We start from the raw sequence: 21,686 nt of genomic DNA, 5'->3' as shown, positions 1-21,686 counted from the left end.
TAGCAGCGCCATTTAATGGTGCTGCTTTTGTGCATTGTCAGCAGTCAGAACCAGCCAAATGCCAGTACAGCTTTGTTTAGCACGTCATCATGAAATAACAGCTCGGCGCTGCTGCCTTTGGCAGCGCCAAAACAAACATGCAGCGGCAGTAAATGCTCTTCCCGCGGATGCATTAAACGGGCATAAGGCGCATCCAACCAGCGCTTCAGTTTTTCGGCTTGCTCCGGATAATCCCGCTCTGGCGATAAGCTCTGAATCAGATACTGATTAAACTCGTCAACCTGCGTTTTGCTAACCAGATCCGGGCGAAAGAATGCCTGCATATTATGAAAGCTCATGCCTGAACCTATAATCCAGATATTTTGCCGGCGTAAAAAGGCCAGTGCTTCACCCAGCGCAATATGTTGCGCCGGGTCCAGCCCCTTGAGTAAGGATATCTGTAAAACCGGAATATCGGCTGCAGGGCGCAACATTAATAGCGGCACAAAGACGCCGTGGTCAAGGCCACGGTTTTTATCAAGCTGTGGCGTAAAACCTGCTTCGGTAAGCTTCTCTGCTATGTTTGCGGCCAGCTGCGCAGCGCCCGGGGCCGGGTAGGTCAGCTGATAACTCTCAGCGGGAAAGCCGGAATAGTCATACAGCAAATGTGTTGAATTATTCGCTGTCAATGCCGGTATCGTTTCTTCCCAGTGGGCGCTTATTACCACAATTGCCGTAGGTTTACTAAGCTCCTGCTGCAGCTGTGTTCCAAGGTTACTGATAAAGCGGGTCAGCCCGGCATGGCCAGGATCACCGAGTAACGGCAGCGGGCCACCGCCATGAGGTAAGAACAACACAGGGGCCAGAGCAGTTTGCATAGTCATATCCTTCAGTGCGGGCAAGAGCTCAGCTTAAAGAGTAAAACCTTTCTACACAACTAAGATAAGGTTGATATTTTCGGCGTTAACCTATCTAAAAAATAGATTCAATGGTCGGGTGGCAACAAGATAAACCAACACTCCATATTGTTTTTATTGGCCACAGGCCGCATTATAACGCTCAGTTTTACTGCAGCCGTCGGGGCTGCGGTGTGTTTTGGGGTGTTATGCGCTGGCTTAGCCGTTTTGCCATACTGTTTTATTTAAGTTTATTGTGTACACCGCAAGCTTTTGCCGTGCACGATTTACGCCTGTCGCCTCTGGCTGACACTCAGCTACAGGCAGTATTGCCAGCACTGCCAGTGCATCTTGCCGACAACAGCCAGACCGACGATAACGACCCGCCCGTATTACCAACAACGTTGACCGTTAAAGTTCGTTGTTTATATTGCCATCATGTTTTGCCTGCCGCGGGCCTCTGCTACAGCGCTGTCGTGCTGGTATGTCATCAGCCGCGCGCGCCGCCGATGTTTTCTCACGCTGAATATTTGCTGCCAGCCACTGTGCTGGCCTGAGTTATTTTGCTAAGCCAGCCGCTCTTCAGGCACTGGCAGTGAGGACGATTATCCATGTTGAACAAAAACCCTGCATGGCGCTATGTCGCCGTGCTTGGCATGCTGCTGCTCGCGCTGCTGTATGCCTTACCCAATTTATACCCTGAAGATCCGGCACTGAATATCAGTGCGACCCGTGGCGGTACCATCAGCGCTGAGGCCAGTAGCGCATTAAATCAGCAGTTTGCAGCTGCTAACCTGACTGTCAAAGCACAAACCTTAACTGACCATAAATTACTGATACGCTTTGCCAGCACAGATGCACAGCTAAAGGCGCGAGAAATCGCCGGCCAGGTGCTTGGTGACAAGTTTGTCGTGGCGCTGGATTTGGCACCGGCCACACCGGCCTGGCTACATGCTATCGGCGCTGAGCCGATGAAGCTCGGCCTGGATTTACGTGGTGGTGTGCATTTTTTAATGGCAGTAGATATGAAAGCTGCTATCGATAAAAACCTGACAGATCTGGCGCAAACGCTACGCAGTGAGCTGCGTGACAATAAACTGCGTTATCGCAGTGTGCAGCTGGATTTAGCCCGGCAGCAGGTTGTCGTAAACTTGCGCAGTACAGAAGATCTGTCGGCGGTGCAGGCTGCACTTAAGCAGTATGACCACAATTTACTGTTAAGCGTGCAAAGCGATGGCTTAGCTGTGCAGGTAGCCTTAAGTGAGCAGCAGCTAAAACAAATTCGTGAATACGCCCTGGCGCAGAACATTACTATTATCCGTAACCGTGTTAACGAGCTTGGTGTGGCCGAACCTTTGGTGCAGCGGCAAGGCGCTGATCGTATTGTGGTACAGCTACCTGGTGTGCAGGATACCGCTAAAGCCAAAGAAATACTGGGGGCAACCGCAACACTGGAGTTTCGTCTGGTGGATGAGCAAAGCGATGTTGCAGCTGCACAGGCCGGGCTTTATCACAGCCGCGATGGCAGAGCTTTGTTACTTGAGAAAACGATTATGCTGACCGGGGAGCATATTACCGGCGCCAGCAGCGGTTATGACGAATACGGCCGGCCGCAGGTGAATATTAAGCTCGATACTCAGGGCGGCGAGATGCTATCGGCGCGCACGAAAGACGCGGTAGGCCGGCGCATGGCATCGGTGTTTATTGAATACAAACCCGGCACTGAGACAGGAGCAGACGGCAACCCTGTACTGGTTAAACAGCAGGAAGTGATTAACGATGCCACTATTTCACAGCGGCTTGGCCGCGACTTTGTCATTACAGGCCTGAGCTCACCCTCTGAAGCGCAAAACCTGGCAACGTTATTACGCGCCGGAGCCTTGATTGCACCGGTACAAATCATAGAGGAGCGCACTATAGGCCCAAGCCTGGGCCAGGAAAATATTTCGCTTGGCATGACCGCTATTGTCTGGGGCATGGCAGCTGTGCTGCTGTTTATGCTGGTGTATTACAAGGCCTTTGGTCTGGTAGCGAACATTGCGCTGGTTGCCAATCTGGTGCTTATCGTCGGCGTGCTGTCGATGATACCGGGCGCCACCCTGACCCTGCCGGGAATGGCAGGCATAGTGCTGACCGTCGGCATGGCTGTAGATGCAAACGTGCTTATTTTCGAACGCATCCGCGAAGAGCTCGCTGAGGGAAGGTCTGTGCAGCAGGCGATTCATCTGGGGTATGACCGGGCTTTTGCCACTATAGCCGATTCAAATATCACCACCTTGCTGGTGGCGCTTATTCTGTTTTCTGTCGGTACCGGGCCGGTAAAAGGTTTCGCCGTCACGCTGGCTATCGGCATTATCACATCGATATTCACCGCTGTAGTGGGTACCCGTTTGTTGGTGAACCTGTGTTGGGGCGGTCGCCGTTTGCAGTCACTGCCGGTTTAAGGAGAATAAAATGCAGATTTTTCAATTTACTTCGGCCATTAATTTTATGCGGCTGAAATGGCTGGCGGTAGGGTTGTCAGTGCTGCTGATGGTAGCGTCGGTTGTTGGTTTTGCCAGCAGGGGTATTAACTGGGGGCTGGATTTTACCGGTGGTACTGTTATCGAGCTGGGTTTTAGTCAGGCAGCTGATTTGGCCGATATTCGCCGCACATTAAGCAAAGCGGGCTTTAGCGATGCCGTTGTGCAGCTGTTTGGCACCAGCCGCGATGTGTTGGTGCGTATTCCGCTGCGCGATGACATGGCGCAGGCCGCCGTGGGCGAAACCGTCGTTTCAGTGTTAAACACTGCGGCAGAGCAACAGATCACGCTGCGCCGGGCAGAGTTTGTTGGCCCAAGTGTTGGTGAAGAGCTGAAACAGGACGGCGGTATGGCGATGCTGGTCGCGTTGCTTGGTATCTTATTGTATGTGGCGATGCGTTTTGAATGGCGGTTATCGGTGGGGGCGGTAGCAGCGCTGATACACGATGTTATTTTAACATTGGGGCTGTTTTCCTGGCTGCAAATTGAGTTTGACCTGACAGTACTTGCCGCGATACTGGCGCTGATTGGTTACTCGATTAACGATACCATAGTGGTATTTGACCGTATCCGCGAAAGCTTTCGTAAACTGCGTGATACGCCAGCGGCTGACGTGATTAATTTCGCCATAACCTCGACATTAAACCGTACCGTTATCACTTCCCTGACAACGGTGTTGGTGCTGATAGTGTTATTTTACATGGGCGGTGCGCTTATTCATGGCTTTGCTACTGCACTGTTGTTTGGTATTGCTGTCGGTACCTATTCCTCAGTGTATGTAGCCAGTAGTATCGCGGAAATACTTGGTATTAGTCGCGAAGACATGCTGCCACCTCCGCCACCGCCGACAGAAGGTGAACCGGGTGGGGCCGTGTTGTAACGCTGCGGTGCTGTGCCGGCGCCGGGCCGTTTAGAGAGGCGCCGGTATTTTATTTTGACGGCAGAATTCGTCTGGCTTTATAGTTATATTTTATGGATAGCAGGGTAACTGATGACACCAGCAATTGATTTGGCTAAACAGCAGGGAATTCAGTATCAGGTGCATCAGTATCAGCATGATGCGGCTGCTGCATCTTATGGCCTGGAAGCTGCTGAAAAACTGGCATTGGCACCGGAGCAGGTATTTAAAACCCTGGTCGTGCAGCTTGATACCAAACAGTTAGCGGTGGCGGTATTGCCCGTGAATCAGCAGCTGAATATGAAGCTGATGGCCAAAGCGTTGGGGGCCAAAAAAGCGGAAATGGCCAATGCCAATGATGTGATGCGCTCCACCGGCTATGTGCTGGGGGGCGTAAGCCCACTTGGACAGAAAAAACGTTTGCCTACGGTTATTGACAGTTCAGCACAGCAATTTCGCAGTATTTATGTCAGCGCCGGACGGCGCGGTCTGGAGATAGAACTAAAAGCCAGCGATTTATGTCAGTTACTTGGCGGCAGTTTTGCGCTAATCGGGCATTAGATTGTTGCAGTGGGTAAGTTGTTAAGTCGCGTTTTCGGCGGCACTTTCTTCACTTTTCTGCTGGCTGAAATGTACCAGCCAGTACGCAACCGGCTTGGGTTTAGAGAACCAGTAACCTTGCAACTGCTCTGCACCGAGGCTGGACAAAAAACGCTGCTGTACCTCGGTTTCTACGCCTTCAATAACCAGCCGTAATTTCAGTGCTTTTGTCATTAACATCACCGATTGCACCAGCTGTGTCTGGCGCGGGTCGCCCGGCACATTCAGCAAAAAGCTGCGATCGAGTTTTACCGTATCGACCGGCAGTTTATTCAGCATGCTCAGCGACGCCTGGCCGGTACCGAAATCATCCAGTGCCAGTGTATACCCCAGCCGCTTTAATGCATGCAGTTTATCAAACAAGGGTTGCTGATGTTTGGCTATGCTGTTTTCGGTCAGTTCAAGCGTCAGTTGTTGCAATAATGCTGGCTGGTGTGTGGCGATATGTACCAACTCGTTGTAAAACGGTGCGGCTAGCAGATCACTGCCGGTCAGATTGATGGCAATGGCATAATGCAATTTGTGCTGATGAAACCGCTTAATGATCGCTATAGCTTTATTAAGCACATGTGATGACAACTGCGCGATCAGACCATATTGCTCAGCCAGTGCCACCACTTTTTCTGGTGCAGCATAACTGCCATCTGATTGCTGCCAGCGTAGCAGTGCTTCAAAGCTCTCAATAACGCCGTCCGGCTTCACTTTGGGCTGTAACCAAAGCTCGGGGGTGTTATGTTGCAACGCAGTTTTAAATTCGCTCAGCAGTTGTAATTCGGCGTTACGTTGCTGCAGCGTATCAGGTTGAAAAAATGACAACGGACAGTTGTAGGCATCGGCCTGCTCCAGCGCCGACTCACACTGCTCCAGCGTTTGCTCAGCCGAAGCATGTTGGCGGCCACTGATGCTGATACCAGCCTCAAACACCGGGTTAATTGCGCCGACAGACAGTGCCAGCTGTTGCGGCAGCATGCTAACTAAGCGACTGGCTTCTGTTGTCAGCGATGTACTACCGCCGGATAGAGGCCGCCATAGCGCGAATTTAACGCCGCGCAGCCTCGCTGCGATAACGTCTTCCGGCAATGCGGCTTTTAGCTGCGACGCAAACGCCGCCAGCAGTTCGTCACCGGTATGATAACCATGTTGTTGGTTAAAGGCTTTGATATGACACAAGCGGATAATGACCATCAAACCGCCGCTGTCAGCTGAATGTTGCTTTACCAGTTGCAGGAAGAAGCTGGGGTTGGGCAGGTTGGTTAAATCATCGTAATTGCGCCATAAATCTTCTTTCTGATGGTTATTGGCCAGTTTTTGGTGCAGCTGTTTTAGCGGTGTAATATCGTCCAGTTGCACCAGATGATGTTGCTGTTCAATAGTACACATATGGTTTAACAGCACATGTATGTTCGGATCCGCGATTAGCATGCATTCAATATCATGGCCTTGCCAGAACGCGGCTTGGGTTGAAGCGGTAGTATGCAGCAGATCGGTAATATGGCGCTGCTCGGCAGTGATGCTGCGCAGTACCTGGCGGGCTTTATTATTCGCTTTTACAATATCGCCGTCAGCGGTAAGCAGCAGAGAGGCTTTACTGCGCTGATTAAAAATATCCTGATATAGCTGATTACTTTGGCTGATAAGCTGATTTTGTTGCCCCAGTGTGAGAGCATTGCGTTTTAACGTACTGAATACCCGCATCACCGCCAGCGGAATACACAGGTTAAAAAATAAGAACAGCAGGCTATGCAGATAAACCGGGGTTGCAGGTAACGTAATGGAAAAATTAAACAGGTTGATAGGTGCTTTACTGTAGAGTAAAAACAAATAGGGGATAAAATTCAGCAGCATGACTGCCAGCGTTACGCGGGCATTGAAAAACAATAAAGCAATCAGCGGCGCCGTATAAACAAACAATAACCCGAGCTTTGATAATTCAAAGTTATCAATAAAAAACAACATGCAAAGGCCAGCGCCAAAGATGATAACCAGCAGCAGGGTTTTACTGACGGACAGCAGACGGCTGGAAAAGTACAGCGCCAGTAACAGTGCGATATAAAAAGCGGATGTAATGGTAATGATATACCAGGCATGTATTTGATAAGCCTGCCATGAGCTGTGCAGCACTATACCCAGCACCAGTAATAACCCTGAGCTGAGGATGATTCTTAACACACTTTGTTGCAACAGCGTCACAGAGCTGGAGTTAAGATCGGTTTCGGTTAATAGCAGCAGCTGCTTGATACGGCTAAGCATGGCACTTCCATGGTAAAGATAAATACGACATCCTTACTGTGCCTGAATAAAACACCGGCACACAATTTTAACTCCCTGTTAAAGCCTTTTCATGCTAATCAATAAACTCAATGGATACAACCGCTATCTGTTGCTAATACTATGATATAGAAAAATAAAAGCCCGCACTGCGGGCGGGCTTTTAACGGGTATGCCGATTATTTCAAATCAAAGCGGTCAGCATTCATCACTTTAGTCCAGGCTTTGACAAAGTCGCGCACAAACTTCTCTTTAGCGTCGTTAGCGGCATAGACTTCAGCCAGTGCCCGCAGCTGCGAGTTAGAACCAAACACCAGGTCGACCCGGGTTGCGGTCCATTTAAGTTTACCGGTTTTGCGATCGCGGCCTTCAAACAGCTCGGCAGCTGCAGAGGTAGGCTGCCACTGCGTACTCATATCGACCAGATTAACGAAAAAGTCATTGCTCAGCGTACCTGGCCTATGCGTAAACACGCCATGTGATGAGTTATCGTAGTTCGCATTCAATGCCCGCATACCGCCCACCAGCACTGTCATCTCCGGTGCGGTCAGTGTCAATAGCTGGGCTTTATCTAGCAGCAACTCTTCTGCCGAAAAGCTGTAGGCATTTTTACTGTAGTTGCGAAAACCATCAGCTATCGGCTCAAGCACATCGAATGAATCTGCATCAGTCTGTTCGTCGGTTGCATCTGTGCGGCCCGGAGCAAACGGCACTGTTATGGTGGTACCGGCGTCGGCTGCCGCTTTTTCTATCGCTGCACTGCCGCCAAGCACAATCAGGTCTGCCAGCGAGATTTTCTTGTTACCACTTTGGCTGCCATTAAACTTGTGCTGAATGTCAGTAAGCACGTGCAACACCTTTTTCAGCTGCTCAGGCTGGTTAACTTGCCAATCTTTTTGCGGTGCCAGCCGGATCCTGGCGCCGTTAGCTCCACCACGACAATCCGAGCCGCGAAAGGTTGATGCTGACGACCAGGCGGTATAGACCAATTCAGGCACCGTTAAACCCGATGCCAGTATAGCGTGTTTCAAACTGGCAATGTCAGCGGTATTTACCAGTTCATGATCAACCGCAGGCACCGGGTCTTGCCAGATTAAATCTTCCGCCGGTACTTCCGGCCCCAGATAACGGGATTTTGGCCCCATATCACGGTGCGTTAACTTAAACCAGGCACGGGCGAAGGCATCTGCAAACTCGTCCGGGTTCTGGTGAAAGTGCTGTGATATTTTGCGATAGGCCGGGTCTTCACGCATCGCCATGTCAGCCGTGGTCATCATGATGCCGACTTTTTTGCCGGCGATTTCTGCATCCGGCGCGTGGTCTTTTTCTGCCAGGTTTTTTGCCGCCCACTGATGGGCTCCGGCAGGGCTCTTGGTCAGCTCCCACTCATAACCAAACAGCACGTCAAAATAGCTGTTATCCCATTGTGTTGGTGTGGGGGTCCAGGCGCCTTCGATACCGCTGGTAATAGTGTCACGGCCTTTACCGCTGTTAAAGCTGCTTAACCAGCCAAAGCCCATATCGTGCAAGGCTCCGCCTTCTGGCTCAACGCCCACATGGCTGGCATCGCCGGCCCCATGTGCTTTGCCAAAAGTGTGGCCGCCAGCTGTTAGCGCCACGGTTTCATAGTCATTCATGGCCATACGCTCAAATGTATCGCGTATATCGCGCCCTGATGCAATAGGGTCAGGCTTACCGTCCGGCCCTTCCGGGTTGACATAAATCAGCCCCATTTGTACCGCGGCTAATGGGTTTTCCAACTCTCTGTCACCGGAGTAACGGCTGTTTTCACGGTCGCTGGTAGCCAGCCACTCTTTTTCAGCGCCCCAGTATACGTCTTCTTCCGGCTCCCAGATATCGGCCCGGCCACCACCAAAACCGAAGGTTTTAAAACCCATGGTTTCCAGTGCTACATTACCGGCAAGAACGAACAGATCGGCCCAGGATAAACTGCTGCCGTATTTTTGTTTAACCGGCCATAACAAGCGCCGGGCTTTGTCCAGATTACCGTTATCTGGCCAGCTGTTCAGAGGCGCGAAACGCTGATTGCCGGTAGAGGCGCCACCACGGCCATCAGCGGTGCGGTAGGTGCCGGCTGCGTGCCAGGCCATGCGGATCATAAAAGGACCATAGTGGCCATAGTCTGCCGGCCACCAGTCCTGTGAGTCGGTCATCAACGTAGCTAAATCTTGTTTGACGGCGGCTAAATCCAGCTTTTTAAACGCTTCTGCATAGTTAAAGTCATCTCCCAAAGGGTTAGACTTCTTGTCATTCTGATGCAGTATTTTGATATTCAGCTGATTTGGCCACCAGTCGATATTCCTGGTACCCCGGCCTCCCACTTTGGTGTTACCGCCATGCATAACCGGGCATTTACCGGCCGAGCTGTTGTTATTGTCCATATATTACTCCTTGCAACCTTGGTTTTCACTGGGCCCATTGCATGTACCCGCTTTTGTTAATGCATAGACTATAGACCGGCAGAGAACAGTGCGAAAGCCAGTTTTGACTATCGTGCTAATCGCTTTTTGTGATTAAAATTTATAGCCTTAGCGCTTGTCTTAAGGGAAACCGTATAGCGGAATACATACGGAATAAAAGGTTGCCTCTGTGGGCTTTGCCGGTTAGCTTAGCGGTATCTTGTTAACCTAAGGCTTACCATGCACAGCGTGACTATTCTGGTCGATGTCCAAAATATCTACTACACCTGCCGCGAAGCGTATCAGCGTAATTTTGATTACAATGCATTTTGGCGTCAGGTTAGCGCTGAACGTACTGTGGTAAAAGCGATTGCTTACGCGATAGATCGGGGGGATGAAAAACAGCGCCAGTTTCAGAATATTCTGCGTGCCATTGGTTTTGAAGTAAAACTAAAGCCTTTTATTCAGCGCGCTGATGGCTCCGCTAAAGGGGACTGGGATGTTGGTATAACACTTGATGCGATTGAATATGGCCAGCATAGCGATATATTGGTGCTGGCGTCCGGCGATGGCGATTTTGCGTTGTTGGCCGAAACCCTCATTACTAAGTACCACACTGAAGTTGAGATATACGGCGTAGCAGGCTTAACAGCGCAGGCGCTGAGCAATGCAGCCAGCCGTTTTATTGCTGTCGAAGAGCCCCTGCTATTACCAAAGTAGGCATACCCATATAGTCCCGACAGCTTTGCTGCTGCCGGGAGCTTCAACGTATCGGCTTATTGGTGCTCCATCGTTTTGGCCAACGCATCATCCAGCTCTGTAGCACGGCTGTATGCCTTGCGCGCTTGTAATCGCTGTACATAATCAGTAAAAGCGGGTCGCCTCTCTAAAGTGCCAAACAGCATGCCCCAGCTTATATGGCTGCCAACATAAACATCAGCGGCGGTAAATTGCTCACCACACAAATAGGGCCCGTTAGCCAGTGCTGTTTCCAGTGTATTAAGGGTATCGTTGTATAGACCGCAGCCGACCGAAGTACAGTTGTCGCTGTCGAGGCGCCAGTTATATGCCTTGGCGGTAGTAGCCATTTCCAGCGGGCCGGCAGCAAAAAATAACCAACGGTAGTAAGTGCCACGTTCCGGGCTGTCAGGCGCCGGCGCCAGGCCTTTATCTGCAAACTGGTCGGCCAGGTAGGCACAAATAGCAGCGCCTTCAGTTACTACAGTGTTGCCATGCTTGATAGCCGGAACTTTACCCATAGGGTTAAGCGCGAGGAATTCAGCCGATTTGATATTGCCGCCAAAATGCATCAGTTCAACATCGTAAGGCAGGTTCAACTCTTCCAGCATCCAGCGGATGATGCGGCCGCGCGAGTTAGGGTTGGTATAAAAAGTTAATGGTTTCATTCAGCTGATCCTTACAGGTAGAGGTGAGTATCAATAGTGTTTTTTGTGCTGCAGAGACAGCATAAAACCTAAATAGGACAGAATGCGTCCTAATTATCAGTTATAGTGTTCACTTTATTGTTTTAGCCGTAGCAGCCTGTGTTTAACCGGAGATCAGTATGAGCGGCCCAACCATTCGTGTACTTAGCTTGCTGGAGCTGTTGCAATCGCATGGGCGTTTAAGTGGCAGCGAAATAGCGGCACGGCTGGGCGTTGATAAGCGCACAGTGCGCCGTTATATCCGTGCGTTGGAAGATCTGGGTATCCCGGTAACAACAGAGCAAGGGCGTGATGGTGGCTATATGCTGGTCGCGGGCTTTAAGTTACCACCGATGATGTTTACCAATGATGAAACGCTGGCGTTGTCATTGGGCTTGCTGGCGGCTAAAAATTTGCAATTGCCTGATACCGATACCGCGATCAGCAGTATTCAGGCCAAACTTGAACGGGTAATGCCGGCAAAACTAAAATCACGCACCAGGGCCATTGCTGACAATATCAAGGTGATAATACCGGCGGCAGAAGCAGAAACATCAGGCCAGCATTTGGCTCCGTTGTTAGAGGCAATAGAGCGGCAATGTTCAGTCATTATCCAGTACGCGGCTTATCAGCAACCCGTTGTCGCACGGCAGGTTGACCCTTACGGTTTACTGTTTCGTCTTGGTCGCTGGTATTTGTGCGGCTACTGTCATCTGCGCCTAGAGCTGCGTACGTTCAGGCTAGACCGGTTACAACATATTGAACTGCACCCGCACCCGTTCCAGCGCCCGGCAGGTTTTGACTCTGCCGAGCATTTTAACCGCAGCTTGTTTGACATGCCGGGTAATCTTGAGGTGCAGATAGTATTTCATACTGACAAGCAGACCGCCGCACGGGCAATAGGCCTTACCGCGTCTATGCTAATACCCCATGCTGATGGTTTACTGCTAAATAGCCGCACCGACAGCTGCCTGCATCTGGCGCAGTGGCTTAGTCAGTTACCGTTTGATTTCAGCATTATCGAACCGCCAGAGCTGAAGCAGGCGTTAAAGCAGCAGGCAGGCCGTTTAATGGCAATAGCGCAGCAATAAGCTAAGGCTTATTTCTGCAGATATCATGGTGGCCTCTCTAATGTGGCCAGATGTTCACTGTTTTCAGGCATAAAAAAGCGCGAAATAATCCGCGCTAAGGTACATATATTGGCACCTTGTATCAGGTGCGTTTTCTAAATCCGGCACAACCGGCAAGACCTAGCACCAGAATAGCTATACTGGCAGGCTCTGGCACTGGCGTTGTGCCGGGAGTCACTGAGCCAAAGGTAATATCATCAAAAGCTATCTGATCTGCAACGCCAGCAAATGAAACAGATTTAGCTATTCCCTCAAAGCCTACACCTATTGCAAAGAAAGGGCTGAAATCACCATTCGGATCACCGCCATCAGACGGCGTGATGGCAATAAATAATGTCGCAAGCAAGTTACCGGTACCGCCTATATCATCCCACACACTGACAGAACCGGCATTATTGACCGCACTGTAAAAAAAAGAAAAGCCAGTATCAAAGCCGGCCGCAACATTCATAATAGCTTCGGCGCCGCTAAGAAAAAACATAACGGTATCCGGGCTGGGTTCGCCACCAAAGTTACCGCTTCCGCCGGCATCTATATCTTGTATAGCTAAGGTATTACCAGAAAATTCAATGCCATAGTTAGGGCCTGTGTTACCATTTTCACTGGTGCCACCATTATAAAACCCTCCAATAGACTCCAGATCATCTAAGCCCTCGAAGTCTAATACAATGACATCTGCCTGGCTAAAGCTGGTGATGAATAGTGCAAAAATACACAATAGTTTTTTCATTTTTTTCTTCCCTTTGAGTTGATAACGAGAAGCACCTTCACTGCTGCGCTCAGTCATCTGCTTAGCATTAAACATTCCATTTTAAATAAGTATTTGTTTTTGCTGTGCATTCTTCTTTTTTGCCAAACTAGAACGGCGTTTGATGTTAACTATTCTGACGATAAAGAGAGTACGGTGTTAATAATGGCGCTAAGTATACAAAATGCAGAGGTTCTGATTTACCTGAAAAAATAATTGCCGGTGTTAAATCCAAACGAATACCGCCAGGCATCTAAGTTTCAGATTAACTCACTGGAACCAAGATGATGCTTAAACTATCTGCTTTACAATACTTTTCGCTGCTGTGTTGCAGCGTACTTGTTTCAGCAAGTCTGTGTGCTGCTGAACGGGCTGCTGCTTCTGGGCAGCTTTCATTGCAAGATGAACTTAAGATAAAGGACGCTGAGTTTTTTCAGCGCGGATTTAACGAGTGCGATATGGCTTATCTGGATGCCACTATCAGCCCGCAGCTGAAGTTTTATCATGATAAGGGCGGTTTTCAGGACAAAACCGCTTTTATGCAAAACACCAAAAAATACATTTGTGGCGATCCGGCGCATAAACCAATCCGGGCCCTGACTGAAGGCAGTTTAACCGCATTTCCGCTATACAATGATGGAGTGCTGTATGGCGCTGTGCAACACGGAGAGCATCAGTTTTACTTGCGTGAACCCGGCAAGCCGGACCAGCTGACGGGCACTGCGCGTTTTACCTCGGTCTGGTTAAAGCAGGGGGATGCCTGGCAGCTAAGTGACGTGCTTAGTTATGACCATCAGCCTGCTACAACAAAGCGGCAACAGGCAGCCCAGAAGCAGTCAGCATTGATAACGGAACTGTTAAAACAACATAAAGTGCCGGCCCTGGGCCTTGGTATTATTGAGCATGGCAAACTGGTATCAGCGCAGGTGTACGGCGAGCTGACACCGGGTACGGTAGCGCCACAAAATACGTTATTTAAAGTTGCCTCGTTAACCAAACCTGTTGTAACCATGCTGACATTACGGTTGGTCGCAGCAGGCAAGTTGCAGCTTGACGAACCTCTGGCGACTTATTGGGTCGACCCGGATATCAAAGCTGATCCGAATCATTTATTACTGACACCGCGTATTGTACTGACGCACCAAACCGGCTTTGCCAACTGGCGTTATCTGGAAGACGATGACACCTTGCGGTTCCAATTTAAGCCTGGTACGCAACATCAGTATTCCGGGGAGGGGTTTGAATATTTGCGCCGTACGCTGGAACATAAGTTTGTCCAATCGCTTGAAGCTCTTGCACAGCAGTATGTGTTTGAACCGGCAGGTATGAGCGACACCTATTTCTGGTGGTCACAAGAGGTTGATGAAGCACGCTATGCGCGCAACCACGACAGCAATAGTAAGGCGCTTGAAACAGAGAAATACTACAAGGCAAACGCTGCCGCTAACCTGATAAGCACGATAGAGGATTACAGCAAATTTATCGTGTTTGTCATGGCACAGCAGCAGGCAATGCCAGCAGTGTATCAGGATATGCAAGCGCATCATGTCAGTATCGGGCCAGAGCATTATTTTGGCCTGGGCTGGGAGATTTTCAGTGGTTTTTCCAACCTGCAGTCGCTATTGCTGCATAGTGGCCGCGACCCTGGGGTGTCTACTTTGGCGGCGTTTTCGCCGCAAAGCCAGAATGGCTATGTTATTTTTATGAATGGTGATAATGCCTCGGCAGTACTTGAACAACTGCTGCCCCAGCTGTACCTTGGTGCAGAATTGTGGCAACGAAATTAAGTAGATAAGCATGAACGGACAAGAATGGGCAGAAATTTTGGTGCCGCTTATCGTCTTCAGCGCCCTGGTAGCGCTTATGGCGTTAATACTGCTGTATAAGTATAAGAAAAAGCGCCTGTTTCTGCAGATGATTGAACGTTCACTGCAACGCCAGGCCGTGCTGCCGCCGGAAACCATACGCGAGATAGGATTGCATTTTTTCTCTGCTAACCGTGATTTACGTAAAGGCATTTTTTTGCTGGTGCTCAGTGCCAGCGTCCTGGCATTTTCATACTTCGCTGACTTTAAGAGAAGTGGCAATCTGGATCTGAATGATGCGCTAACTGGTATTGCTTTTCTGCCCGGCTTATTGGGGCTGGCATTTATACTGCTGGCCCGGCTTGACCGGCAGCAGAATCGCTAAGACGATACAGTGTCATTAAAACAGGCGTCGGTTGAGCAGTTGGTTGCCATTGTTCAGGTGTCAGCTGATACGGCGGCTTTTAACGAGCTCTTTGGTCGTTTTGACAGTAAATTGCGCGCTTTTTTGGCATTTAAATCGGCCGGGCAACGCCAGGACGTTGATGATATGGTGCAGGAAACCTATGTTAAAGCGTTTCTGAATATTCGCCAGTTTCAGCAGCAATCGCAGTTTGCCACCTGGTTATTACGCATTGCCATCAATGAAATGCTGCAAGCTAAACGCTCGGGTAATTTTTTTGCCCGCTTTAAAGAGCGCTGGTTGGCTACAGAACCTGACTCACTGTCGCACCGCGACAATACGGCGGCGCACATTGATGCTGAATCACTTATTGCACAACTTTCAACAATTCAACAGCAGGTGTTTGTTTATACAGAGTTTTATGGTTATTCACAAAGTGAAATTGCCGATAAACTGCAGATCCCGCTTGGCAGCGTTAAAACCTATATGATGCAGGCCCGCAACATGCTGAACAGGAGTGATATCTGATGCTGAAACTAACATTGCGGCAAAAAATAACATTATGGCTGGGCCGGCATCGAAGAAGCCTGGTGTTAACCGGTGCTGGTGTTACGGCACTGGCGTTGACACTGGTATACAACGCTCAAATCAGCCAGCACAACGGGTTGATTTCTTTGCTAACCCTGTTTCAGTTAGGGGCTGGCATAGTGTTTGTTTTGCTGGTGATTATTCTAAGCGACTAATAAAACGGATTCAGGCCAGCGTAATTAACTGCCAGGCCATCAGTGCCAGTATCGCTGCTATAGTGGCATCAAAAGCGCGCCAGCGGCGGGCCGAGCTGAGTAAGCGTCTGAGCCCGGGGGCAAAAGCAGTTAAACTGCCAAACCACAAAACTGAGCCAAGGCAGGCCCCTAAAGCAAACATCACAGGCGTTTTTTGTACCGCGCCTATGCTGCCCAACAGCACCACAGTATCCAGATACACATGCGGATTTAACAAGCTTATCGCAACAGCCTGCAAAGCGGTTGCTTGCCAGCTGCGTTTGATGACCTGCTGCGTATTCAGCCCCGAGCTACCATTTACCGCACGTTTTACGGCAGCAAAAGCCAGATATAGCAGCATGGCAACACCACCATACGTCAGATAAGGCATTAAATCTGGCAGTAGCTGGGCAACTTCGGTAGCGGCATAGACACCCAGCATAATAAGCAATGCATCGCACAGCATGCAGGACAACGCTATTGCCAGACGGTTAGCGCCGGCCATGCTTTGGCTGAGCACCCAGATATTCTGCGCGCCTATGGCGATAATCAGGCTTAGCCCTAGCAGTAACCCACTGACGAATGACTCCACTGTTGCTCCGCTGCTGTGATGAACGTCTTGCATTTTAGTGCAGTGTTTGCATTAATCTAATGAATAATAAATTGGCATCATGCGAAAAAATCATGATTAACTATCAGCAACTGGAAGCGCTGCATGCCGTTATCAGCGAAGCCGGTTTTGAAAAAGCGGCGGCAAAATTATTTATTACCCAATCAGCAGTTAGTCGTCGTATTCAGCAGCTGGAATTATTGCTGGGTGAACCGGTATTGGTGCGCAGCCAACCGCCCAAAGCCACTGCTGCAGGGCAGCGTTTGCTAAACCACTTGCAGCAGGTCATGCAGTTAGAAGTCGCCCTGGGGATCAATGCGTTAAACGCACATTATAGTGATGATGCGCCGCTGACCGTGCGACTGGCAACCAATGCCGACTCACTCGCGACCTGGCTGCCAGAAGCTTTGGCACTGCCACACGCTGATATTAACGGCACACTGCGGTTTGAACTGGTGGTGGAAGACCAGTCGGTTATTTTAAAACGGATGAAAGCGGGCGAAGTGATGGTGTGTATTTCTGCCAGTGCCGAACCGGTAAATGGTGGGTTGGTAAGCCCGCTGGGCGCTTTGCGTTATCTGGCCATGGCAAGTCCGGCCTTTGTACAGCGCTATGGCGCGCACCGGGGAATTGAACTGGCAAAAGTGCCATGCCTGATATTTGATGAACATGACAGATTGCAGCATCAGTTTTTACGCGATGTGGCACAGTGTGAGCCAGAGTTTGTGCATTACTGCCCTTGCCCGCAGGGCTTTAAACAAGCGATGATCGCCGGCCTCGGCTATGGCCTTGTACCGGAAATACAACTGGGTGATGCTATAGCCAAAGGTGAGCTGGCGCTGTTTAAACCCGGTTATGCGCTGGATACACCACTTTACTGGCACTACTGGCAAACCGAAAGCCCACAGTTAAAAGCGCTCAGGCAGCATGCACTTAAGGTTGCAGCTAAGTATCTGGTCCAGCCTTAATTATGGGAATGTGCGTAGCGGGTATTTTTCAAATTCTGATTAAAAAAAGTAGCGAATGACAAAAAGGTTTCTTCTTTTGGGTTTTGTATTCGTAAGTGTTTGGTATATATCAAAATGTAGTATCAGTGAACCTTATATACCGGCTGAAACTACTGAACACAAAGCGTCTGAAAAAGTGGCTGATACAGCGCGGGCTACAACTACAAAAGTGCCCAGTAGTCATCATGAGCTTAATACTACGTCCAGCGGGTACGCGGTCGAACACCCTAACGCTTTAGTTCAGATAGCAAGGCCACGGTGGCGGCAAGACGATACTTTGCTGCAATCTTTTGATGCGCTTAATGAACAAGCCCAACGTGGTGATCTGGTAGCCTCCTATGTGCTGGGCATGAACCTGCGTCATTGCTATTACGTGCCGGATGATAACGCCGCTTTAGCAGACAAGCTGCTACAAGCCTCTGAGTTTAAAGATAATGGCGAGGCGCTTGCTGATATTCAGCAGAGTTATGACTACTGCGAAGGTGTAACCAGGTCCGAACGTAACCGTTTTTATCACTATCTGGAGCGAGCTGCCGAAAACGGCAGTGTGCCAGCGCAGGAAGCCATTGCCGAGCTAACCCCAGAGCTTTATATGGCAGCAAATAACTTCGCTGAAATTAGCCGAGATGAATATGTTGAAAAGCGTCAACGCTTTGTCCGCCAGCAAGTGGATTTTTTAACGTCAGCCGCTCAGCATGGCAGCCTGAAGGCACCAGATGAAAATAACCTGCAATAAAGTGGAGCCAAAATGACACCAGCAGCAATTAAACCCGCTATCAGTTTTGATGATTTAACCAAAGTAGATATCCGTGTTGGTACCATAATCGAGGTGCTGGAAGTAGCGAAATCAGACAAACTGATGAAGCTGATTGTCGATTTTGGCGATCATCAGCGAAGCATTTTGGCTGGAATTAAACAAGAGCGCGCCAACCCGCAAGAAATTGCAGGTAAGCAAGCACTGTTTGTGGTGAATTTACCGGAGCGTAAAATGGCTGGCGAGCTATCGCAGGGCATGCTGTTTGATATTGGCTATGAAGATAAACTGACACCTTGTTTAGCCAGCCCGGAGCACACAGTACCGAATGGCACCAGAGCAGGTTGATGCCGTAAATGCGTAGAAAGCCCGTTCCCAGGCCTTCTAATTAAGCCCTGCGGTTGTACTACGCGTTGTAGGCCCCTGCCGCGTAATGCAGTTCATAGCTGTGGCTGTATATCTCCAGAATATTGCCAAACGGGTCTTCCATATAAATCATGCGGTAAGGTTTTTCACCCGGGTAGTAATATCGTGGCGCCGGCATGCGTTTTTTACCGCCTGCTGCAACTATGCGCTCTGCGAGACCTTCAACATCCGGGTCCTGCACACAGAAGTGGAAAACGCCGGTTTTCCAGTATTCAAAATTGTTTTCCGGGTTCTGTTGATTATTAAACTGAAACAACTCAACTCCGACCCGATCACCGGTGGATAAATGCGCGATACGGAATTTTTGCCAGCCAGCGCCAAAGACGTCGGTACACATCTGGCCGATGGCTGAATCATCTTCAATAATTTCTGTGGGTTGCATAATGACATACCAGCCCAGAACCTCGGTGTAAAACTTAACTGCTGCCTTTAAATCCGGCACCGATATCCCAATGTGTGAGAAGGTTCGGGGATATACCTTTACGTTATTTTGCATAGCTAAACTCCTGTTTTAATGACAGGTGTATGGTAGCTAGACAGATTGAAAATAAAAAATTATGATTAATTATTAAATTAATAATATATTATTATAGATGTTAAATCCTTTGTGGCTACAAACCTTTATCTGCCTGGTAGAAACTGGCAGCTTCACCCGTACCGCACAACTGCGCTTTATGACACAGCCCGGCGTTAGCCAACACTTAAAAAAACTGGAACAAGCTTGTAACGCAGAGTTGTTAATTCGCTTAGGTAAAGGTATTGAGCTTACAGAGCAAGGCCGCAAGGTATATCAATATGCGCTGTCACTTCAGCAAAGTGAAGATGCACTGCTCGATAGCCTGAAATTTGATGAACCTTTCGAAGGGCGCTGCATTGTTGCTTGCTCAGGCGCGCTAGCTCAGCGTATTTATCCCGTGATGTTGGCCGTGCAGGTTCAGTACCCCGGGTTAACGATTGAGCTGGAGGTCGCCCCTCAGCGCAGTATTTTGCAGGGTATTACGCAATCCGATATTGATTTAGGCATCAGTACGCAGCGGGATGATAACGAACACTTTAGCTTTCAAAGTTGTGGCATTGAGCCACTGGCTTTAATGCTGCCCTCAGAACATGCAGACAGTACCGATATAGCAGAAACACTGAACTCGCTGGGGCTAATTTATCATCCTGATGTACTGCATTACCTGAATTTGTATTTTAGTCATTGCGGTGACAGTGCCCTGGCATCATGTGATCCGGCCAGATTTAAACGCTCCGGCCGTGTTAATCAGTTATCGCAAATATTGCTGCCGGTGAGCTTGGGTTTGGGATTTACGGTGCTACCCAGCAGTACCTTACCCAAGTTTACAGAGCAGACCCATATTGCCATGTATCGGGCGCCTCAGCCTGTCGCTGAACCCTTGTACTTTGTGCAGTCACGCCATCGCCAGTTGGCTGCGCGCTACGACACACTGAAGGCTGCAATTTTACCGTTGTTAACAGGACAAGCGCTATAGCACGCCTACCGAAGTACGTTGCTGTTGAAATAAAATGTTGGCTTTAGCGTTCCTATTGACCACTTTTGATGTGTAACAAAGAGAGCTATATGAAACCTTTTGTCTTGCTGCTGTTGATAGTCCCACTGACGCTGATGGCGGTAGCTTTGCTTGCCGGTGAAACGGGTTCTATAAAAGCAATTAGCTTTTTTTACACTGATACAGCGCCGTTGCCAGCGTTGGCTCAGGTCATCGGAGTTTATTTATTACTTAGTAGCGCTGCGTGTATTGCCGCCTGGCGATACCAGCGTGCGCTAAAGCTGGCCGCGCTAATGTTGTTTATACCGTCAGTACTGGCGATAACATCTTTGCTTGGTGTCCATCAATATGTACCAGAGCTGGGCGGCTTTCCCATCATTGGCTCGGGGCAGGGGGTGATCAAGTTTGTTGCATTGCTGACATTGGCTGTTAGCTTATGGCGTTGGCAAAAGGCCGGGTCAGCAGAGCGTTTCTGGTTGAACTACCTGCCGGTTGGGTTGGTGTTGTTATGGATTGGTGGTATGAAGTTCCTGCAGTTTGAAGCGCAGGCTATAGTGCCTCTGGTTGAAAGTTCACCGCTGATGAGCTGGATGTATCAGCTGTGGTCGGTGAAAACGGTATCAAACATTATTGGTGTATTTGACTGGCTGGCATTACTGCTTCTGGCCGCAGGCTATTTTTGGCGCCCGGCGTTTTATATTGGCTTTGCTGGCTGTTTCGCTGTATTCGCCACTACGCAAAGTTTTTTAATCAGCTTTGAACCGGCGTGGCAGTCATTTGCCGCGCTAAGCGGCTCTGGTATATTTCTGATTAAAGATCTGTGGTTTGTCGCCAACATGATGCTTATTGCGCAGGCGTTTAGTTTACGTAAACCGCACTAGCATTTACTTTTTCATTTGTCGTTATGGGGCAGTGAAGCAAGCTAAGGATAACGACTTGAGTATTCAAATTATCGGTCCACAACAGTGGCAAACCCAGCGCTGGCAAAATGGTGGTGGCATTACCCATCAGCTATGCCAGCAGGATGATGAGCATGGCCTGCTATGGAGGGTATCGGTAGCGGAGGTGGCCAGCGACGGGCCCTTTTCCCGCTTTGATAATATAGACAGAGTTATTATGTTGCTGGCAGGTGCAGGCTTTAGCCTTATGGGCGTCGGTGATAATCCGCAACTGCTTGCTACGCCTCTTGCACCATTCTCGTTTGCAGGTGAAACGCCCATTCATTGCAGTTTGATAAATGGTGCTGTGCGCGATTTTAACCTGATGACAAGGCGCGGTGCGTTAACAGCATTGCTTGAAGTGCTAACGTTAAACAGCGAAGCGCAACTATTGCCACTTGGTGAGCAAACAATAATTTTTGTAGCAAAAGGCGGCGTAGAAGCTGCTGTTAACGGCCAGCGTTTTACTTTAGACACGGAGCACAGCCTGCTGCTGCACAATGAAAAAGGCACTTTGCAGCTGAGTGCCGGCAGCAGTGCGAAGGTGATATTTATTCGATTGGAAGCAACTGCTGAGGGCTAAGTA

At 49.4% G+C, this 21,686-nt stretch carries 23 protein-coding genes; 16 read left to right on the top strand and 7 right to left on the bottom strand.

The window, feature by feature from the left end; translation table 11 throughout:
* Positions 1-44: 44 nt before the first annotated feature.
* A complete protein-coding gene (locus LHL18_RS02905) occupies positions 45-857 on the bottom strand; it encodes a DODA-type extradiol aromatic ring-opening family dioxygenase (RefSeq protein WP_226765689.1) in 813 nt (270 codons plus the stop codon).
* Between the two features lie 212 nt (positions 858-1,069).
* Here LHL18_RS02905 and LHL18_RS02900 point away from each other — a divergent pair, with 212 nt between their 5' ends.
* From LHL18_RS02900 to ybaK, 4 genes are all read left to right on the top strand, one after another.
* Entirely contained in the window at positions 1,070-1,432 is a 363-nt protein-coding gene (locus LHL18_RS02900) for a hypothetical protein (protein WP_226765688.1), read from the top strand.
* 54 nt (positions 1,433-1,486) lie between these two features.
* On the top strand, positions 1,487-3,319 hold the full coding sequence (gene secD / locus LHL18_RS02895; protein WP_226765687.1) for a protein translocase subunit SecD: 1,833 nt from the start codon (positions 1,487-1,489) through the stop codon (positions 3,317-3,319).
* Positions 3,320-3,329: 10 nt separating this feature from the next.
* Positions 3,330-4,277, top strand: a complete 948-nt coding sequence (gene secF / locus LHL18_RS02890; RefSeq protein WP_226765686.1) for a protein translocase subunit SecF — start codon at positions 3,330-3,332, stop codon at positions 4,275-4,277.
* A 111-nt stretch (positions 4,278-4,388) separates the two neighbouring features.
* Complete coding sequence (ybaK, locus tag LHL18_RS02885; protein ID WP_134054167.1) at positions 4,389-4,856, top strand: Cys-tRNA(Pro) deacylase; 468 nt, start codon at positions 4,389-4,391, stop codon at positions 4,854-4,856.
* A 21-nt stretch (positions 4,857-4,877) separates the two neighbouring features.
* Here ybaK and LHL18_RS02880 read toward each other — a convergent pair whose 3' ends face one another.
* Together LHL18_RS02880 and katG are read right to left on the bottom strand one after the other, a co-directional pair.
* Positions 4,878-7,145: a GGDEF domain-containing phosphodiesterase gene (locus tag LHL18_RS02880; protein WP_226765685.1), complete on the bottom strand. Its 2,268-nt coding sequence runs from the start codon at positions 7,143-7,145 to the stop codon at positions 4,878-4,880.
* A gap of 197 nt (positions 7,146-7,342) precedes the next feature.
* Positions 7,343-9,565: a catalase/peroxidase HPI gene (gene katG, locus LHL18_RS02875; protein WP_226765684.1), complete on the bottom strand. Its 2,223-nt coding sequence runs from the start codon at positions 9,563-9,565 to the stop codon at positions 7,343-7,345.
* Positions 9,566-9,823: 258 nt separating this feature from the next.
* Between katG and LHL18_RS02870 the strand changes: the two genes are divergently transcribed.
* A complete protein-coding gene (locus tag LHL18_RS02870; RefSeq protein WP_226765683.1) occupies positions 9,824-10,303 on the top strand; it encodes a LabA-like NYN domain-containing protein in 480 nt (159 codons plus the stop codon).
* Positions 10,304-10,359: 56 nt separating this feature from the next.
* Here the strand turns inward: LHL18_RS02870 and LHL18_RS02865 are convergent, their stop codons facing one another.
* A complete protein-coding gene (locus tag LHL18_RS02865) occupies positions 10,360-10,989 on the bottom strand; it encodes a glutathione S-transferase family protein (protein WP_226765682.1) in 630 nt (209 codons plus the stop codon).
* Positions 10,990-11,147: 158 nt separating this feature from the next.
* Here LHL18_RS02865 and LHL18_RS02860 point away from each other — a divergent pair, with 158 nt between their 5' ends.
* Complete coding sequence (locus LHL18_RS02860; RefSeq protein ID WP_226765681.1) at positions 11,148-12,098, top strand: helix-turn-helix transcriptional regulator; 951 nt, start codon at positions 11,148-11,150, stop codon at positions 12,096-12,098.
* 121 nt (positions 12,099-12,219) lie between these two features.
* Here LHL18_RS02860 and LHL18_RS02855 read toward each other — a convergent pair whose 3' ends face one another.
* The gene (locus LHL18_RS02855) at positions 12,220-12,867 is read right to left on the bottom strand and encodes a PEP-CTERM sorting domain-containing protein (RefSeq protein ID WP_166670418.1); all 648 of its coding nucleotides are present in this window, start codon (positions 12,865-12,867) and stop codon (positions 12,220-12,222) included.
* 413 nt (positions 12,868-13,280) lie between these two features.
* Here LHL18_RS02855 and LHL18_RS02850 point away from each other — a divergent pair, with 413 nt between their 5' ends.
* From LHL18_RS02850 to LHL18_RS02835, 4 genes are read left to right on the top strand one after another with little or no spacing between them, the layout of a single operon-like run.
* Positions 13,281-14,672 (top strand): class A beta-lactamase-related serine hydrolase, encoded by a 1,392-nt coding sequence (locus tag LHL18_RS02850; protein WP_226765680.1) that lies wholly within the window; start codon positions 13,281-13,283, stop codon positions 14,670-14,672.
* Between the two features lie 10 nt (positions 14,673-14,682).
* Entirely contained in the window at positions 14,683-15,075 is a 393-nt protein-coding gene (locus LHL18_RS02845) for a DUF6249 domain-containing protein (protein ID WP_226765679.1), read from the top strand.
* 9 nt (positions 15,076-15,084) lie between these two features.
* A complete protein-coding gene (locus tag LHL18_RS02840) occupies positions 15,085-15,621 on the top strand; it encodes an RNA polymerase sigma factor (protein ID WP_134054181.1) in 537 nt (178 codons plus the stop codon).
* Positions 15,621-15,836, top strand: coding sequence for a hypothetical protein (locus LHL18_RS02835; RefSeq protein ID WP_134054183.1), 216 nt, complete (start codon positions 15,621-15,623; stop codon positions 15,834-15,836). The genes LHL18_RS02840 and LHL18_RS02835 overlap by 1 nt, the downstream gene beginning before the upstream one ends.
* A gap of 10 nt (positions 15,837-15,846) precedes the next feature.
* On the opposite strand, the gene LHL18_RS02830 is transcribed toward LHL18_RS02835, so the two are convergent.
* The gene (locus LHL18_RS02830; protein WP_226765678.1) at positions 15,847-16,446 is read right to left on the bottom strand and encodes a LysE/ArgO family amino acid transporter; all 600 of its coding nucleotides are present in this window, start codon (positions 16,444-16,446) and stop codon (positions 15,847-15,849) included.
* A gap of 92 nt (positions 16,447-16,538) precedes the next feature.
* Here LHL18_RS02830 and LHL18_RS02825 point away from each other — a divergent pair, with 92 nt between their 5' ends.
* The 3 genes from LHL18_RS02825 to LHL18_RS02815 all read left to right on the top strand — a co-directional run bounded on the left by LHL18_RS02825 (position 16,539) and on the right by LHL18_RS02815 (position 18,573).
* Entirely contained in the window at positions 16,539-17,432 is an 894-nt protein-coding gene (locus LHL18_RS02825) for a LysR family transcriptional regulator ArgP (RefSeq protein ID WP_226765677.1), read from the top strand.
* A gap of 316 nt (positions 17,433-17,748) precedes the next feature.
* Positions 17,749-18,207, top strand: coding sequence for a hypothetical protein (locus LHL18_RS02820; RefSeq protein ID WP_226765676.1), 459 nt, complete (start codon positions 17,749-17,751; stop codon positions 18,205-18,207).
* Positions 18,208-18,219: 12 nt separating this feature from the next.
* Complete coding sequence (locus LHL18_RS02815; protein WP_226765675.1) at positions 18,220-18,573, top strand: hypothetical protein; 354 nt, start codon at positions 18,220-18,222, stop codon at positions 18,571-18,573.
* 58 nt (positions 18,574-18,631) lie between these two features.
* Here the strand turns inward: LHL18_RS02815 and LHL18_RS02810 are convergent, their stop codons facing one another.
* Positions 18,632-19,147, bottom strand: a complete 516-nt coding sequence (locus LHL18_RS02810) for a lactoylglutathione lyase family protein (RefSeq protein WP_226765674.1) — start codon at positions 19,145-19,147, stop codon at positions 18,632-18,634.
* Positions 19,148-19,244: 97 nt separating this feature from the next.
* On the opposite strand from LHL18_RS02810, the gene LHL18_RS02805 reads away from it, so the two are divergent.
* From LHL18_RS02805 to LHL18_RS02795, 3 genes are all read left to right on the top strand, one after another.
* Positions 19,245-20,144, top strand: coding sequence for a LysR family transcriptional regulator (locus LHL18_RS02805; RefSeq protein WP_226765673.1), 900 nt, complete (start codon positions 19,245-19,247; stop codon positions 20,142-20,144).
* An 89-nt stretch (positions 20,145-20,233) separates the two neighbouring features.
* Positions 20,234-21,043, top strand: coding sequence for a DUF417 family protein (locus LHL18_RS02800; protein ID WP_226765672.1), 810 nt, complete (start codon positions 20,234-20,236; stop codon positions 21,041-21,043).
* Between the two features lie 55 nt (positions 21,044-21,098).
* Positions 21,099-21,683: a HutD/Ves family protein gene (locus tag LHL18_RS02795; protein WP_226765671.1), complete on the top strand. Its 585-nt coding sequence runs from the start codon at positions 21,099-21,101 to the stop codon at positions 21,681-21,683.
* Positions 21,684-21,686 lie beyond the last annotated feature (3 nt).

The sequence above is a fragment of the Rheinheimera aquimaris genome (assembly GCF_020531985.1).
GTDB lineage: Bacteria > Pseudomonadota > Gammaproteobacteria > Enterobacterales > Alteromonadaceae > Alishewanella > Alishewanella aquimaris.
Note: the sequence above shows the minus strand (reverse complement) of the source record. Positions and strands in the feature narration are given on the sequence as shown.

Coding starts and splice junctions, on each gene's coding strand:
- LHL18_RS02865 (WP_226765682.1), bottom strand. CDS start 10,989: ATGAAACCATTAACTTTTTATACCAACCCTAACTCGCGCGGCCGCATC.
- LHL18_RS02800 (WP_226765672.1), top strand. CDS start 20,234: ATGAAACCTTTTGTCTTGCTGCTGTTGATAGTCCCACTGACGCTGATG.
- katG (WP_226765684.1), bottom strand. CDS start 9,565: ATGGACAATAACAACAGCTCGGCCGGTAAATGCCCGGTTATGCATGGC.
- secD (WP_226765687.1), top strand. CDS start 1,487: ATGTTGAACAAAAACCCTGCATGGCGCTATGTCGCCGTGCTTGGCATG.
- LHL18_RS02815 (WP_226765675.1), top strand. CDS start 18,220: ATGACACCAGCAGCAATTAAACCCGCTATCAGTTTTGATGATTTAACC.
- ybaK (WP_134054167.1), top strand. CDS start 4,389: ATGACACCAGCAATTGATTTGGCTAAACAGCAGGGAATTCAGTATCAG.
- secF (WP_226765686.1), top strand. CDS start 3,330: ATGCAGATTTTTCAATTTACTTCGGCCATTAATTTTATGCGGCTGAAA.
- LHL18_RS02870 (WP_226765683.1), top strand. CDS start 9,824: ATGCACAGCGTGACTATTCTGGTCGATGTCCAAAATATCTACTACACC.
- LHL18_RS02845 (WP_226765679.1), top strand. CDS start 14,683: ATGAACGGACAAGAATGGGCAGAAATTTTGGTGCCGCTTATCGTCTTC.
- LHL18_RS02835 (WP_134054183.1), top strand. CDS start 15,621: ATGCTGAAACTAACATTGCGGCAAAAAATAACATTATGGCTGGGCCGG.
- LHL18_RS02860 (WP_226765681.1), top strand. CDS start 11,148: ATGAGCGGCCCAACCATTCGTGTACTTAGCTTGCTGGAGCTGTTGCAA.
- LHL18_RS02855 (WP_166670418.1), bottom strand. CDS start 12,867: ATGAAAAAACTATTGTGTATTTTTGCACTATTCATCACCAGCTTTAGC.
- LHL18_RS02810 (WP_226765674.1), bottom strand. CDS start 19,147: ATGCAAAATAACGTAAAGGTATATCCCCGAACCTTCTCACACATTGGG.
- LHL18_RS02805 (WP_226765673.1), top strand. CDS start 19,245: ATGTTAAATCCTTTGTGGCTACAAACCTTTATCTGCCTGGTAGAAACT.
- LHL18_RS02825 (WP_226765677.1), top strand. CDS start 16,539: ATGATTAACTATCAGCAACTGGAAGCGCTGCATGCCGTTATCAGCGAA.
- LHL18_RS02880 (WP_226765685.1), bottom strand. CDS start 7,145: ATGCTTAGCCGTATCAAGCAGCTGCTGCTATTAACCGAAACCGATCTT.
- LHL18_RS02905 (WP_226765689.1), bottom strand. CDS start 857: ATGCAAACTGCTCTGGCCCCTGTGTTGTTCTTACCTCATGGCGGTGGC.